The organism is Methylobacterium sp. A52T (genome assembly GCF_053346095.1).
Map to the genome: position 1 here is coordinate 25,662 of NZ_JBKFBI010000023.1, position 13,789 is coordinate 39,450.

A 13,789-nucleotide genomic window follows, 5' to 3' on the forward strand; every position below is an offset into this window, starting at 1 on the left:
ACGGGGCTGCGGGGGCAGCCGGCGGGATCGACAGTGCGGGGATGCCGGTCGCCCGGGCGCGGCGGCCCCGGCGCCCCGGGAGGCGATCCCGCTGCCGCTCTCCGGCGCGCCGCGCGTGTCCGGGAAGCCGATCACGGTCGATCCTCCCGCCATCGGCTCAGGCCCGCCTTGGGGTGCGGCGCAGGAAATCGGGATTGAGTTCGGACAGGCGGTTCACCCCGATCAGCGCCATGTCGCGGTTGAGTTCCTCCTTGAGGATCCGCATCGCGTGCTCGACCCCCGCGGCGCCGCCGAGCGCGGCGGCGAACATGAAGGGCCGGCCGAGCAGGACGAAGTCGGCGCCGAGCGCCAGCGCCTTCATCACGTCGGTGCCCCGGCGGATGCCGCTGTCGACGATGATCTTCAGCCCGCCCTTCCGGGCGGCGATCTCCGGCAGCACGTCGAGGGGAGCGACGGCGTAGTCGAGCTGGCGGCCGCCGTGGGTCGACAGGATCACGCCGTCGGCGCCGCAGTCCCGCGCGATGTCGACGTCCTCCGGCGCCAGCAGGCCCTTCACCAGCAGGTTGCCGGACCAGCGCTTGCGGATCGCCTCCAGGTTCTTCCACGAGAGCTGGTCGCGGGCGATGGTGTTGCGCACCGCGCCCTGGGACATCATCGGCGGCCCGCGCTCGGCCTCGGTGTTCTCGAAGTGCGGGGCCCCGTGCTTGAGGAAGGTCCGGGCGACGGTTCCGAGCAGCCAGCGCGGGTGGGTGGCGCTCTGCCACGCCACCTTCGGCGTGACCTTGATCGGCATGGAGAAGCCGCTGCGGATGTTGTGCTCGCGGTTGCCGAGGGTCGGCGTGTCGGCGGTCACCACGAAGGTCCGGTAGCCGGTGGCCTCGACCCGGTCGAGGAGGCGGTCGATCCGGTTCTGGTCGCCCGGCAGGTAGCCCTGGAACCAGGCCTGCGGGTTCTGGGCGTGGACGTCCTCCAGCCTGATCAGCGAGGAGGCGCTCAGGCACATCGGCAGGTTCATCCGCCGGGCCGCCTCGGCGAGCACGAGGTCGCCCCGGTAGGCGATGAAGGCGGCCCCGCCCAGCGGCCCGATCCCGAAGGGCGCCGCGTAGGTCTGGCCGAACAGCGTGGTGGCGGTGTCCCGCGCCGAGGTGTCCCGCATCAGGCGGGGGACGAGGGCGTAGTCGGCGTAGGCGCCGCGGCTCTGCGCCAGGGCCGAGCCGGTCTCGACCCCGCCGGCCACGTACTGGAAGATCATCGGCGGCAGGAGCTTGCGGGCGTGCCGCTCGAAATCGTCGAGGGCCAGCAGGTCGCGGAACCGGTAGGGCGTGACCGCGTCGCTGCGCTTCAGGCTGGTGACGATGGCCTGCGGGGCCGCGATGCCCGGCGCCGCGGCGTCCGCACCGCCGACGGTCGGCGCGGCGCGCTCTGGGGCTCCCAGTTCGGAGGCCGGCCGGTCGAGCGTCGCCATCGGATCCTCCTGTGGGCCGCCCGATCGAGCGGCTTCTTGAAAGCGCTTTCAGATAGCCAGCGGCCGGGTGGGGTGTCAATATACTGCCGGTTCGGCCCGCTGCTGCTGGCCGGGCATCGCCGCATCGCGTATCCGGGGCCGTCGCGAGGGTCCGCGGGGCCGTTCTGGAGGGGGATCGATCTCAGTGCTGGACCTGCCGGAGGAGATCCTCGAGCCGCCGACGCGCAGCCCGGTGGCCCGGGACGTCGCCCGCCGTGCCGGCGTCTCGACCGCGACGGTGTCCCGGGTGCTGAACGGCTCCGCCGGGGTCCGGGCCGACAAGCGCGCGGCCGTAATGCGGGCCGCGCAGGATCTCGGCTTCGTCGCCAACGGGGCGGCCCGGGCGCTCTCGACGCGCCGGTTCATGGCGGTCGGCGCCGTCGTGCCCAACATCGAGAACGAGGCCTTCGTGCGCGTGCTGTCGAGCTTCCAGGACCGGCTGCGGCAGGCGGGCTACACCCTGATCGCGGCCAATGCCGGCTACGACCTGGAGGACGAGCTCCGCGAGGCGACCTTCCTGCTCGAGCGCGGCGTCGACGGGCTGATGCTGGTCGGCGACATCCACCACCCGGACCTCCATGCCCGGATCGCCCGCGCCGGCATCCCGATGGTGCAGACCTTCAGCCTGTCCCGCGAGCGCCCCTGCGTGGGCTTCGACAACGCCGCCTCGGCGGCCCGGGCTGCTAACTACCTGATGGATCTCGGCCATCGCCGGATCGGGGTGATCTCGGGCCTGCGCAAGGACAACGACCGCGGCGGCGCCCGAGTGACGGGCATCGCGGCGGCGCTCGCGGCCCGCGGCCTGCGGCTCGCCCCGGAGCACGACGTCGAGATCTCCTACGGCATCGGCGGCGGCCGCGACGGGTTCCGCCAGATGCTGGCCGGCGGCCCGCCGCCGACCGCGATCATCTGCGGCACCGACCAGATCGCCTTCGGGGCGATGATCGAGGCCCGGGCAAGGGGGCTCTCCATTCCCGGCGACCTGTCGGTGATCGGCCACAACGATTCGGACTTCGCGCCCTTCCTCGACCCGGCGCTGACGACGATCCGCATCCACTCCGCCGAGATCGGCCACGCCGCCGGCGATCACCTGATCGCCCGGATCCAGGGGCGGCCGATGGTTCGCCTCACCGAGATCGACGCCGAGCTGATTCTGCGCGCCAGCACGGCCCCGCCGCGGCGTCTCGGCGCCTGATCTGCGCTATCTTGCCACCCGTTTGAAATCGCTTACAACATGCGGACCGGCCCCGGCCGGCTCCGTAGGCTCTCCGGAACACAGCATGGCTCCCCGCATCGTCCTCCTGCACGCGACGCCGGTCGCCATGGCGCCGATCCAGGCCGCCTTCGCCGAGCGCTGGCCGGAGGCCGAGACCGTCAACCTGCTCGACGACGGCCTGTCCCTCGACCGGGCGAAGGAGCCGGGCGCGATCTCGGAGGGGATGATCGAGCGCTTCGTGCGGTTCGGCCGCTACGGCCACGACATGGGCGCCGACGGCATCCTGATCACCTGCTCGGCCTTCGGTCCGGCGATCGACCGGCTGATCGAGTCCGTGCCGGTGCCGGTGCTCAAGCCCAACGAGGCGATGTTCCGCGCGGCGATCGCGCAGGGCGCGCGCATCGGCATGCTGGCGACCTTCGGCCCCTCGGTCGGCACGATGACGGACGAGTTCGAGGAGTTCGTCGCCGAGTCCGGGCGCCCGGCGAGCCTCCGGACGGTCCTGGTGGACGACGCGATGGCGCGGCTGCGCGCCGGCGATGCCGAGACGCACAACCGGCTGATCGCCGAGCGGGCACCGGACCTGCGCTACTGCGACGCGATCATGCTGGCGCATTTCTCCACCTCGCGCGCGGCCGAGGCCGTGCGTAAGGCCATCGACGTCCCGGTGCTGACCGCGCCCCACGCGGCGGTGGACCGGATGCGGGCGATGATCGAGACCGGCGGGAGCGCCTGACCATGAAGCTCGGTGCTTTCAAGAACCGTCTCAGCGGCCATTGCGGCTTCCTGTTCACGGAGCTGCCGCTGGCCGAGCGCTTCGCGGCCGCGGCCCGGGCGGGCTTTCGCGCCGTCGAGCACCCGAACCTGTTCGCGACGCCGGCCCGAGAGGTCGCGGGCTGGCTGGAGCGGGCGGGCGTGCCGCTGGTCCAGACCGGCTTCCCGGCGGGAGACGCCGCCAAGGGCGAGAAGGGCTTCGCGGCCCTGCCCGACCGGATCGATTACTTCCGCTCCACGATCGAGCCGACCCTGGACTACGTCGCGCAGCTCGGCTGCCGGATGGTCCACCCGATGGCGGGCGTCCGGCCCGCGGGGGTGGAGCGGGCGCGGCTCTGGGACACCTACCTCGACAACCTCGCCTTCGCGGCCGACGCCGCCGGCGCGCGCGGCATGACGGTGATCGTCGAGCCGATCGGTCCCGGCTCGATCGCCGACTACGTGATCGACGACCCGCTGCTGGCGGTCGAGGCGATCCGGGCGATCGGTCGCGACAACGTCAAGCTGCTGTTCGACGCCTATCACTGCGTGTGCCTCGGCCACGACCCGGCGGCGCTGATCCGCGCGCACGCGCCGCTCATCGCCCATGTCCAGATCGCCGACGATCCGGGGCGGCACGAGCCCGGGACCGGCACGATCGCCTTCGACCCGATCTTCACCGCCCTGGAGGAGGTCGGCTATTCCGGCTACGTCGGCTGCGAGTACCATCCCGCGGCCGGCACCGAGGCGGGGCTCGGCTGGATGCGGGCGGCTTAGCGCCGGGGCCTCAGAACCGGGCGGCGACGCCGCCGATGATCGTGCGGGGCTGTCCCGGCATCGCGTAGCGGTTCTGGAACGCGCGGTCGTAGAACGTCGCGTCGAACACGTTGTCGACGTTGAGGTAGATCCGCACGCCCGGCGCGATCTGGTAGTACGAGATCAGGTTGACCAGCGTGTATTGCGGCAGGTTGAAGGTCGCGAGCGCCGTCCCCGCGGCGCGCCGGCCGACGAAGTCGAGCCCGCCGCCCAGCCCGAGCCCCTTCAGGTCGCCGCTCTGGAACTCGTAGACGGTCTGGAACGCGAGGCTGTTGGCAGGCACGTTGGCGATGCGCGTGCCGACCGGCAGGGTGTTGTCGCGGGCGACGGCCGCGTCGACGCGCGTGTAGGTCCCGATCACGCGCCAGCCCGGGGCCAGGTAGCCGGCGGCGGTCAGGTCGAAGCCGCGGCTGCGGACCGTGCCGGTGGCCACGCTGAAGTTCGGGTCGACCGGATCGGTGCTCAGGACGTTGGTGCGCCGGATCTCGAACAGGGCGGCGGTGGCGTCGAGGCGCCCGTCGAGCAGGCTGACCTTCGCGCCGGCCTCGTAGCCCTCGCCCTCCTCGAACGCGAAGGGCCGGCCGCTGCGATCCGTGCCGATATTGGGCCGGAACGAGCGCGCGTAGTTGCCGTAGAGCGCGACCGTGTCGGTCAGGTCGTAGAGCAGGCCGAAGCGCGGCGTCGCCACCAGACCCTGCAGGCTGGTGGTGCTCTTCGTCAGGTTGTTCGTCGAGACCAGCCCGAGGTCCTCGACCCGGACGCCCAGGAGGGCGTGGAGGCGGGGCGTGAGGTCGATCTGGTCCTGCACGTAGCCGGCGTAGCTCTCGGTTTTCTGCAGAAAGTTCGTGACCCGCGCGGTGATCGGCGGCAGCGGCTGGCCGTAGCGCGGCGCCAGCAGGTCGAGGAGGAACGGGTTCGTCGCGACGTTCGAGCGGTTGAACACCTCCCGGTAGCGGTAGCTGTCGTATTCCAGCCCGAGCAGGAGCGTGTGGCGGAACGGGCCGGTATCGAACTTGCCCGCGAGATTCGCCTGCAGGTCGAGGTCGGACCACGTCAGGTCCCGCCATTCCAGGGTCCGCCGCTGGGTCCGGCCATCCGGCAGCAGGCCGATGGCGCCGACCCCGTAGCCCGACAGGTTCCCGCCGAGAACCTGGGCGCCGACGTTCAGCACCCAGTCCTGATCGAACCGGTGCTCGACGCGCAGCTGGCCGAGGGCGTTGTCGACATGGGCCGGCGGCAGGCCCGGCTCGCCGATGAAGCGGCTGCGCGGCAGGGCGCGCACGTTGCCCCCCAGCGGGACGATGCCGCGGTCGAAGGTCTGCGCCGTGCTGACAAAGTCACCCTCCAGGGTGACGGTCGTGTCCGCATTCGGCTTCCAGGCGATGACCGGGGCGAGGGCGTAGCGGTCGCTGGTGACGAAGTCCCGGAAGCTGCCGTTGTCCTCGACGGCGCCGGTGACGCGGGCCAGTACCTGCCCGCTCTCGTCGAGGGCGCCGGTCGCGTCGAAGGTGCTCCGCTTGGCGCCGAAGCTGCCGTACTGCGTGCCGACCGTGAGGGAGCGGGCCGCCAGCGGCTGCTTGGTCACGATGTTGAAGGTGCCGCCGGGATCGCCGCGGCCGTACAGAAAGGCCGAGGGGCCCTTGAGGACCTCGATGCGCTCGATGGAGACGATGTCGGGGCTGTTCGGGTAGCCGCGGTTGATCGGGAACCCATTGCGGTAATACTCGCCGGTCGCCACGCCGCGGATCGTGAACTCGGTCAGACCGAGACCGCCGAAATTGTTGCCGCGGCCGACGCCCGCGAGGTCGAGGGCGCTGTCGATCCGCGTCGCCGCCGCGTCCTCCAGCACCTCCTGCGGCACCGCCACGACGGTCTGCGGCACCTCGCGGACGGGCGTGTCGGTCCGCGTGGCGCTCACCGCCCGCGTGGCCCGGTAACCGTCGACGCGGGACGTCCCGTCGCCGGTCCCCGCCACCGACAGCTCCTCCAGCTGGACTTCCTGGGAACTGTCAACGGCAAGTTGAGCCCAGCCTGGAGACGGGAGCAATACCGGAGCGAGGAAGAGGGAGATTCTGGCTGCGCGCCCGGAAACGCCGCGCGAAGCCCGCGTGCAAGACCTTGCACAGTTACGCCGTACCACGATGTCGACCATTCTGTTTCGAGTGGCGCCAGATACGGTGCGGAAACATTCACGGTCAAGCTTGACTGCCGGCAGGTTCTCCAGGCTAGATTTTGAATAACTACAATCTGAGCGGGATCGACGGTGCGCTCGCACGGGGCGCGCGAAGACGCCGTCGTCGCCGGTTCGAGCGGTGAGGGATGGGGACGGTCGCTCCGGCGCCCGGGCTCGGTACACGCCTGGTCGCGGGGCAACTTCACAGACGACGCCTTGCGCGCCGTCCGAGCGATCCTGACCGGTTCTATCGCCGCCCAGACAGGGCGGAGCGGGACCTGTTCCCGGTCAGGCGCCGCCGAGCAGCCGCGCCCGGCGCTCGAGGACCGTGGGCCAGACCTCGGGATTGACGAGCCGCGGCGGCGTCTCGCCCCGGAGCAGGCCGACGATCTGCTCGGCCCCCCAGGCGGCCACGTTGCGCCGCGCCTCGTGTGTGACGCCGGCGGTGTGGTAGGTCGCCGCCACGGTGTCGAGCTGCAGCAGGGCCGCGTCGAGGGACGGCGGTTCCGGCGACCAGACATCGAGGCCCGCCCCGGCGAGATGGCCGGCGGCGAGTGCGGCGGCGAGCGCCGCCTCGTCGTGGACCCCGCCCCGGGCGGTGGTGATGAACAGCGCCCCCGGCTTCATCGCGGCGAAGGACGCGGCGTCGAAGCTGCCCCGGGTGGTGTCGTCGAGGGGGCAGTGCAGGGACACAATGTCGGACTCGGCGAGCAGCCGCGCCCGGTCCACCGGCTCCGCGCCGCGGGCCCGGATCTCCGCGTCCGGGAGCAGGGGATCGTGGGCGAGAACCCGCATGTCGAAGCCGCGGGCCAGCTTGGCGACCTCCCGGCCGGTATGACCGATCCCGATCAGGCCCAGGGTCGCGCCGCCGATCTCGTGGCCCATGAGCGATTCGCGGGTGAAGCCGCGCGCGGTCCGGAGCAGGCGGTCCGAGACGCAGATCTTGCGCGAGACGGCGAGCATCAGGCCGATCGCCAGCTCGGCCACCGAGCGGGCATTGCCGCCCACCTGGTTCACCACCGCGACGCCGGCCCGGGTGCAGGCGGCGGCGTCCACCGTGTCGAAGCCCGCCCCGGCCGACGAGACCGCGAGCAGGTTCGGGCATTCGGCGAGCAGCGCGTCGGTCACGTGCCAGCGGCGCGGCAGCTCGTCCCGCGCCGGCGAGACGTGGAGGACGTGGGCCCGCGCGAGCAGCGCCGCGAGCGCGTCCTCCGGTCCCTGCAGGTCGCCGACCTGCAGGTCGATGTCGGGCTCGGCCCCCAGGCGCGCGTCGAAGACCGGATTGATCCAGACGTTGAATCGGCAGACGCGCTTGAGGGCCGACACCCGGTTCAGCCCTTCACCACCGCGTCGATCGCGTCGATGACGTGGTCGATGTTGTGGGTGTTGACGGCGGCGACGCAGATCCGGCCGGTCTCCAGGGCGTAGACCTCGTGCTCCTCGCGCAGGCGGGTGGCCTCGGCGGGGCTCAGGCCCGTGTAGGAGAACATGCCCTTCTGCGCCTTGATGGCGTCGAAGCCGCGCTCCGGGTGGCGCTGCTGCAGGCTGTCGGCCATCCGCTCGCGCATGGCGCGGATCCGGTCCCGCATCTCGCCGAGTTCCCGCTCCCAGTCGGCGCGCAGCTCCGGGTCGGTGAGCACGATCTCGACGATCGCGGCGCCGTGGGTGTGCGGGTTGGAGTAGCTCGCCCGGACGAGGCGCTTGGCGAAAGCCTCGACCTTGGCCTTCGCGGCCGGGTTCTCGGCCACGATGGTCAGCGCGCCGACGCGCTCGCCGTAGAGCGAGAACGACTTCGAGAACGAGGAGGCGACCAGGAATTCCTGGCCCGACTCGGCGAACAGGCGCACCGGCTCGGCGTCGGCGTCGAGGCCGTTGCCGAAGCCCTGGTAGGCGATGTCGAGGAACGGGATCAGGCCGCGCTCGGCCATCAGGGGCACGAGGTCCCGCCACTCGTCGAGGCCGAGATCGGCGCCCGTCGGGTTGTGGCAGCAGGCGTGCAGCACCACGATCGAGCCCTTCGGCAGATCCTGGAGATAGGCCTTCATGGCCGGGTAGTCGGCGCCGCCGGTCTCGGCCGAGAAGTAGGGATAGTCGACCACGGTGAAGCCGGCCTGGCTGAACAGCGCCTTGTGGTTCTCCCAGCTCGGGTTGCTAACCGCCACGGTGGCGTTCGGGTAGAGCTTGGCGAGCAGGTCGGCGCCGGTCTTCAGGGCGCCGGTGCCGCCGATGCTCTGGAGCGTCGCGGCCCGGTTCTGGGACAGGATCGGCGCGCCCTTGCCGAACAGGAGTTCCTGGACCGCGTCGCGGAACGGCTTGGTGCCCTCGATCGGCCGGTAGGTCTTCGGCAGGCCCTTCTCGATCCAGCGCTTCTCGGCGGTCTGCACGGCGCGCAGGCGCGGCACCTTGCCGTCCGCGTCCGTGTACACGCCGACCACGAGGTTGAGCTTCTTGGGGCTCGGATCGGCGTTGAAGGCCTCGAACAGGCGCATGATCGGGTCGAGCGGCGCGTCCTGGATGCCGGCGAACAGCGAGGTCATGATCGTCAATCGTCCCAGAGGGTCTCGGCCGGCGACGCGTGGAAGGGCGCCGGCACGCCCGGCGACGGGCCGGGCCGACGCCCTTATTCCGCACATCGCGCCCGCCCGCCAGCGCTTCCGCGCGCATCAGCGTCCCGATCCGCTCAACGATCTGCACGACGCTGCGCCGGACGATAGTCCGGGCGATCCGGGTCCGGCGCCCTTCCGGTCGAGGCGGAGACGGTCCTAGAATGCCGCCATGATCCGTCGCCTCCTCCCGTTCCTCGCCCTTCTCCTCGCGGCCGCCCCGGCCGTCGCGCAGGCACCGGTGCGGATCGGGCTGTCGGCGCCGCTGACCGGTCCGGATTCCGCCTTCGGCCAGGGGCTCCGGCAGGGCGCCGAGCAGGCGGTGGCCGACCTCAACCGCGCCGCGGGCGGGCGCCCGCGCTGGGTCCTCGTCCCGGCCGACGACGGCGGCGAGGCCCGGCAGGCCGTCGCCGTCGCGAAGAAGTTCGCCGCCGACGGCGTGCGCCTCGTCGTCGGGCCGCTCGAATCCGGGGCGGTCGCGGCCGCGGCGCCCGTCTACGAGGAGGCGGGGGCGGTCATGGTGGCGCCCGCGGCGGCCTACGGGCCGCTGACCGGGCGGGGCCTGTGGAACCTGTTCCGTCTCGGACCGAGCGACGCCCAGCAGGGTCGGGCGGCCGGGGCCTACCTCGCGAAGGCCTTCGCGGGGCGCCGGGTCGGGATCCTCAGCGACCGGTCGACCTTCGGCCGCGGCCTCGCCGACGCGGTGGCGGCGCGGCTGAAGGAGGCCGGCACGCCGGAGGTGCTGTTCGACGGCTTCCCCCGGGGCACCCGCGACCTCGCGGACCTCGTCGCGCGGCTGAAGGCGGCGCGCCTCGACGCGGTGTATTTCGGCGGCCTCGCGCCCGAGGCCGCGACCCTGCTCCGCGCCATGCGCGAGGCCGGCCTCGGCGCGACGCTGGTGGCAAGCGACGGCATCCTCGACCCCGCCTTCGCCGCCGCGGCCGACGGGGACGGGGAGGGGACGGTCATGACCCTGGTTCCCGATCCGCCGCGCCTGCCCGAGACCCGCGGCGCCCGCCCGGCGCCGCGCTCCCCCGAGGCGGAGAGCGTCGCGGCCAACGCCTACGCGGCCGTGGAGCTCCTGGCGCAGGCGACCGAGCGCGCCCGCGCCGCCGACCCGAGGACCGGCCGCATCGCCGACGGCCGCAAGGTGGCCGAGGCCGTGCGGACGGGGCCGTCCCGGACGCTGCTCGGATCGGTAGCCTTCGACCCGCGGGGCGACCGCGCCGCAGCACCGATCGCCCTGCGGATCTGGCGCCGGACGCCGGACGGTCGCCTCGACTACGCCGGCAACGACGCCGAGCCCTGAGAGCCGGCAAAACGTGTCGATGACGGAACGTGTTCGGTGTCCGTGACTTGCGGCCGGTTCCCGCGGGGACTACATGCGGGCGGTGCTGCTGAGCTGGCGCGGGCGGTCCACCGGATCGGATCCGCGCCCTGCGGCGTTTCCCGAGCTCGATGACAGCCGAACACGCATTGCCGGAACGCCTGCTGCCGGACGGTCCGACTGGAGAAGGTGCATGGCGAAAGAAGAATTGATGCAGTTCGATGGTCTCGTGATCGAGATCCTGCCGGATGCGCGCTACCGCGTGCAGCTCGACCAGGGCCACGAGATCGTGGCCTACACGGCCGGCAAGATGAAGAAGAACCGCATCAAGACGCTGGCGGGCGACCGGGTGACGGTCGAGATGTCGCCCTACGACCTCGAGAAGGGCCGCCTCGTGTTCCGCCACAAGGACGAGCGCTCGTCCGGACCCCGCCCGCCGGTGCGCGGCGGCCAGTTCCGCCGCCGTTGACGACCGGGCGCGCGAGCCGGACTTCCCCGGCCGCGCCCGCCTACCTGCTGCTGACCGTCACGGCGCTCCTCTGGGCCGGCAACGCCGTCACCAGCCGCTGGGCGCCCGGTCACGTCTCGCCCCAGGTCATCACGACGCTCCGCTGGGCGGTGGCCTGCCTGGCGCTGATGCCCTTCGCCGGGCGCCGGCTCGCCGCCGCGTGGCCGCTGCTGCGGCCGCACTGGCTGCGCATCCTGCTGATGGGCGGCCTCGGCTACACGGCCTTCAACTGCCTGTTCTACGCGGCCGGGGTGCATACCGGCGCGATCAACCTCGCCCTGTTCCAGGGGGCGATCCCCGTGCTGGTGATCGTCATGAACCGGCTCGCCTACCGGGTGCCGGTCACGCCGGGACAGATGCTGGGCGTGGCGCTGACCCTGGTCGGCGCCGGCCTCGCGGCGACGCACGGCGACCTGTCCGTGCTCACGACCCTCGCGTTCAACCGCGGCGACGTGCTCGTCTTCGGCGCCTGCCTGCTCTACGCGGGCTACACGATCTTCCTGCCGACGCGCCCGAAGGTGCCGGCCCTGGTGTTCTTCGCCGCGATGGCGGTCGCGGCCTTCGTCACCTCGCTGCCGCCGCTCGCCATCGAGTGGGCGACGGGCCACGCCGTCTGGCCCAACCGCGAGGGCTGGCTGATGGTCGCCTTCGTGGGCCTCGGGCCGTCGCTGCTGGCGCAGCTCTTCTTCATGCGCGGCGTCGAGATCATCGGCCCGAACCGCGCCGGCCTGTTCGTCAACCTCGTGCCGATCTTCGGCGCGATCCTCGCCGTCCTGCTGGTCGGCGAGCCGTTCGGCGCGACGGAAGGGGTCGCCCTGGCCCTGGTGCTGGCCGGGATCGCCTGCGCCGAGCGCCTGAAACCGGCGCCCGCCGCAGAGGCGACTCCGGAAGCCGCCTACTCGCAGACGCGGACGCGGCGGATGTAGACGTCGCCGTAGGCATCGTAGGTCCGGCGGCGCTCGAAGTGGCAGACCGGGCCGTAATCCTCCTCGACGTAGACCGGCGGCGGGGCGCGGTAGACCGGGCGGCCCGGGTAGTAGCCGTTGTTGGCCGACGCGATGGCGCCGCCGACGGCCAGGCCGCCGAGCACGCCGAGGGCGGCCGCGCCTCCGGCGCCGATGCCGTCGCGGGCCTGGGCGGCCGGCGCGAGCGTGGCGAGGCTCCCGACGACAAGGCTCGTCGCGAGAAGGTACTTCATGACATCCCCCTGAAAGCAGGCGATTCGTGCCGATCGATCGGCACAGAGCTGCTAGCACACCCGAGCTTTGGGGCGTTTGTTCGGCCGCACGTGCCGGCTTGACGTGAGGTGCTCCGCCGCACCAAACCCGGGGGCGAGCCGGGGGGCGAGCGAGAGGAGCAGCGACCGTCATGGTGACACGGGGCTTCGTCGGACGCAGGCAGCCGCCCGAGACCGGCGCGCGCCTGCCGCCGGGTCAGTATCTCACCGACGATTTCCCGATCCTCCAGATCGGCCCCAACCCGACCGTCGACATGGCCACGTGGCGCTTCACGCTGCGCGAGGGGTCCCGGCCGATCAAGGCGTGGAGCTGGGCGGAGTTCGAGTCGCTGCCCCGCACGACCTGGCGCGGCGACATCCACTGCGTCACCAAGTGGTCGAAGTTCGACACGACCTGGGAGGGCGTCAGCTTCGACGACATCCTGGCCGATGCCGGGATCGCGGCGCCGACCGGCTACCTCCTGGCGGAATCCCACGACGACTACACCACGAACGTGCCGGTGGCCGACCTCGTGGGCGGCCGCGCCCTGGTGGCGACGCGCTACGAGGGCCAGCCGATCCATCCGGATCACGGCGGCCCGGCGCGGCTGTTCGTGCCGCATCTCTACTTCTGGAAGAGCGCCAAGTGGGTGAAGGGCCTCCGGTTCACCCAGACCGACACGGCCGGCTTCTGGGAGCTGCGCGGTTACCACATGTACGGGGATCCCTGGCGTGAGCAGCGCTACATCGGTGACTGAGGCGATTCCTGAGGTGGCGACTGGCGCGGTGACGGACACAGTGACGGACACAGTGACGGACACAGTGACTGACCCGGCGTTCGAGCCCATCGTCTTCCGCTGGCACGAGGCGGAGATCACCGCGATCGCGCCGGTCACGCCGCACGTGAAGAGCGTCCGGCTGCGCTGCAGCCTCGCCGGGTCCTACCGGGCCGGACAGCACGTCGATGTCCGGCTCACCGCCGAGGACGGCTACCAGGCGCAGCGCAGCTACTCCATCGCCTCGGCGCAGGACGGCAGCGGCACCCTGGAGCTGATGATCGAGGCCCTGCCGGACGGCGAGGTGTCCGGCTGGTTCTCGCACTGCGCCGAGGTCGGCGACCGGGTCGAGCTGCGCGGGCCGATCGGCGGCTCGTTCTCCTGGGACGGGACCGACGGCGGGCCGCTGCTCCTCGGCGGCGGCGGATCCGGCGTGGTGCCGCTCCTGGCGATGCTGCGGCGGCGGGCACAGCACTGGCGGGCGATCCCGGCGGCGCTGATCTACTCGGCCCGCACCCGCGCGGAGGCGATCGCGGTCGCCGAGCTGGAGCGACTCGCCGAGACGGATCCCAACTTCTCCCTGCATCTCGCCACGACCCGCGAGCCCGGCGGCAAGCGGATCGACGCGCCCCTCGTCGCCGACGCCCTGGCGCGGATCGGGGCGCCCGGGAAGGTGTTCCTCTGTGGCTCGAACCGGTTCGTGGCCGCGGCCTCGGACCTGATCCTGGCGCAGGGCGTCGCGCCGGGCCTGATCCGCACCGAGCGCTTCGGCGCCTGAGCGAGGCCTGGCGCTTTCCGGCCGAGGATCTCGGCTCCGTCGTCGTTGCGAGCGGAGCGACGCAATCCGGAGTGCGCCACGTTCTCCAACGTCGCGCCGCCCCGGGTCGCTTCGCTGCG

At 72.2% G+C, this 13,789-nt stretch carries 13 protein-coding genes; 8 read left to right on the forward strand and 5 right to left on the reverse strand.

What is annotated here, in order from left to right; translation table 11 throughout:
• Positions 1-157: 157 nt before the first annotated feature.
• Positions 158-1,465, reverse strand: coding sequence for an alpha-hydroxy acid oxidase (locus tag ACLBYE_RS08350; protein ID WP_447693804.1), 1,308 nt, complete (start codon positions 1,463-1,465; stop codon positions 158-160).
• A 184-nt stretch (positions 1,466-1,649) separates the two neighbouring features.
• Between ACLBYE_RS08350 and ACLBYE_RS08355 the strand changes: the two genes are divergently transcribed.
• The 3 genes from ACLBYE_RS08355 to ACLBYE_RS08365 all read left to right on the forward strand — a co-directional run bounded on the left by ACLBYE_RS08355 (position 1,650) and on the right by ACLBYE_RS08365 (position 4,250).
• Positions 1,650-2,699 (forward strand): LacI family DNA-binding transcriptional regulator, encoded by a 1,050-nt coding sequence (locus ACLBYE_RS08355; RefSeq protein ID WP_447693805.1) that lies wholly within the window; start codon positions 1,650-1,652, stop codon positions 2,697-2,699.
• An 85-nt stretch (positions 2,700-2,784) separates the two neighbouring features.
• The gene (locus ACLBYE_RS08360; protein ID WP_447693806.1) at positions 2,785-3,456 is read left to right on the forward strand and encodes an aspartate/glutamate racemase family protein; all 672 of its coding nucleotides are present in this window, start codon (positions 2,785-2,787) and stop codon (positions 3,454-3,456) included.
• A gap of 2 nt (positions 3,457-3,458) precedes the next feature.
• On the forward strand, positions 3,459-4,250 hold the full coding sequence (locus tag ACLBYE_RS08365) for a hydroxypyruvate isomerase family protein (protein WP_447693807.1): 792 nt from the start codon (positions 3,459-3,461) through the stop codon (positions 4,248-4,250).
• A gap of 10 nt (positions 4,251-4,260) precedes the next feature.
• On the opposite strand, the gene ACLBYE_RS08370 is transcribed toward ACLBYE_RS08365, so the two are convergent.
• From ACLBYE_RS08370 to ACLBYE_RS08380, 3 genes are all read right to left on the reverse strand, one after another.
• A complete protein-coding gene (locus ACLBYE_RS08370; protein WP_447693808.1) occupies positions 4,261-6,264 on the reverse strand; it encodes a TonB-dependent siderophore receptor in 2,004 nt (667 codons plus the stop codon).
• Between the two features lie 486 nt (positions 6,265-6,750).
• On the reverse strand, positions 6,751-7,788 hold the full coding sequence (locus ACLBYE_RS08375; protein ID WP_447693809.1) for an NAD(P)-dependent oxidoreductase: 1,038 nt from the start codon (positions 7,786-7,788) through the stop codon (positions 6,751-6,753).
• 5 nt (positions 7,789-7,793) lie between these two features.
• Positions 7,794-8,999: an amino acid aminotransferase gene (locus ACLBYE_RS08380; protein ID WP_447693810.1), complete on the reverse strand. Its 1,206-nt coding sequence runs from the start codon at positions 8,997-8,999 to the stop codon at positions 7,794-7,796.
• 238 nt (positions 9,000-9,237) lie between these two features.
• Here ACLBYE_RS08380 and ACLBYE_RS08385 point away from each other — a divergent pair, with 238 nt between their 5' ends.
• From ACLBYE_RS08385 to ACLBYE_RS08395, 3 genes are all read left to right on the forward strand, one after another.
• Positions 9,238-10,374, forward strand: a complete 1,137-nt coding sequence (locus ACLBYE_RS08385) for a branched-chain amino acid ABC transporter substrate-binding protein (RefSeq protein WP_447693811.1) — start codon at positions 9,238-9,240, stop codon at positions 10,372-10,374.
• A 211-nt stretch (positions 10,375-10,585) separates the two neighbouring features.
• Positions 10,586-10,861 carry a translation initiation factor IF-1 gene (gene infA, locus ACLBYE_RS08390; protein ID WP_012320343.1) on the forward strand — a complete coding sequence of 92 codons (276 nt, stop codon included), beginning with the start codon at positions 10,586-10,588 and terminating at the stop codon, positions 10,859-10,861.
• Positions 10,858-11,826: a DMT family transporter gene (locus ACLBYE_RS08395; RefSeq protein ID WP_447693812.1), complete on the forward strand. Its 969-nt coding sequence runs from the start codon at positions 10,858-10,860 to the stop codon at positions 11,824-11,826. The genes infA and ACLBYE_RS08395 overlap by 4 nt, the downstream gene beginning before the upstream one ends.
• On the opposite strand, the gene ACLBYE_RS08400 is transcribed toward ACLBYE_RS08395, so the two are convergent.
• Positions 11,796-12,098, reverse strand: a complete 303-nt coding sequence (locus ACLBYE_RS08400) for a hypothetical protein (protein WP_012320341.1) — start codon at positions 12,096-12,098, stop codon at positions 11,796-11,798. The two genes, ACLBYE_RS08395 and ACLBYE_RS08400, sit on opposite strands and share 31 nt — an antisense overlap.
• 170 nt (positions 12,099-12,268) lie before the next feature.
• On the opposite strand from ACLBYE_RS08400, the gene ACLBYE_RS08405 reads away from it, so the two are divergent.
• Together ACLBYE_RS08405 and ACLBYE_RS08410 are read left to right on the forward strand one after the other, a co-directional pair.
• The gene (locus tag ACLBYE_RS08405) at positions 12,269-12,874 is read left to right on the forward strand and encodes a sulfite oxidase-like oxidoreductase (RefSeq protein ID WP_447693813.1); all 606 of its coding nucleotides are present in this window, start codon (positions 12,269-12,271) and stop codon (positions 12,872-12,874) included.
• A 64-nt stretch (positions 12,875-12,938) separates the two neighbouring features.
• The gene (locus tag ACLBYE_RS08410) at positions 12,939-13,670 is read left to right on the forward strand and encodes an FAD-binding oxidoreductase (RefSeq protein ID WP_447693814.1); all 732 of its coding nucleotides are present in this window, start codon (positions 12,939-12,941) and stop codon (positions 13,668-13,670) included.
• Positions 13,671-13,789: the final 119 nt, after the last annotated feature.

What these genes read in the sequence shown, in the direction of transcription:
- ACLBYE_RS08350 (WP_447693804.1), bottom strand. Translation starts at nt 1,465, where the DNA reads ATGGCGACGCTCGACCGGCCGGCCTCCGAACTGGGAGCCCCAGAGCGC.
- ACLBYE_RS08360 (WP_447693806.1), top strand. Translation starts at nt 2,785, where the DNA reads ATGGCTCCCCGCATCGTCCTCCTGCACGCGACGCCGGTCGCCATGGCG.
- ACLBYE_RS08365 (WP_447693807.1), top strand. Translation starts at nt 3,459, where the DNA reads ATGAAGCTCGGTGCTTTCAAGAACCGTCTCAGCGGCCATTGCGGCTTC.
- ACLBYE_RS08380 (WP_447693810.1), bottom strand. Translation starts at nt 8,999, where the DNA reads ATGACCTCGCTGTTCGCCGGCATCCAGGACGCGCCGCTCGACCCGATC.
- ACLBYE_RS08385 (WP_447693811.1), top strand. Translation starts at nt 9,238, where the DNA reads ATGATCCGTCGCCTCCTCCCGTTCCTCGCCCTTCTCCTCGCGGCCGCC.
- infA (WP_012320343.1), top strand. Translation starts at nt 10,586, where the DNA reads ATGGCGAAAGAAGAATTGATGCAGTTCGATGGTCTCGTGATCGAGATC.
- ACLBYE_RS08400 (WP_012320341.1), bottom strand. Translation starts at nt 12,098, where the DNA reads ATGAAGTACCTTCTCGCGACGAGCCTTGTCGTCGGGAGCCTCGCCACG.
- ACLBYE_RS08405 (WP_447693813.1), top strand. Translation starts at nt 12,269, where the DNA reads ATGGTGACACGGGGCTTCGTCGGACGCAGGCAGCCGCCCGAGACCGGC.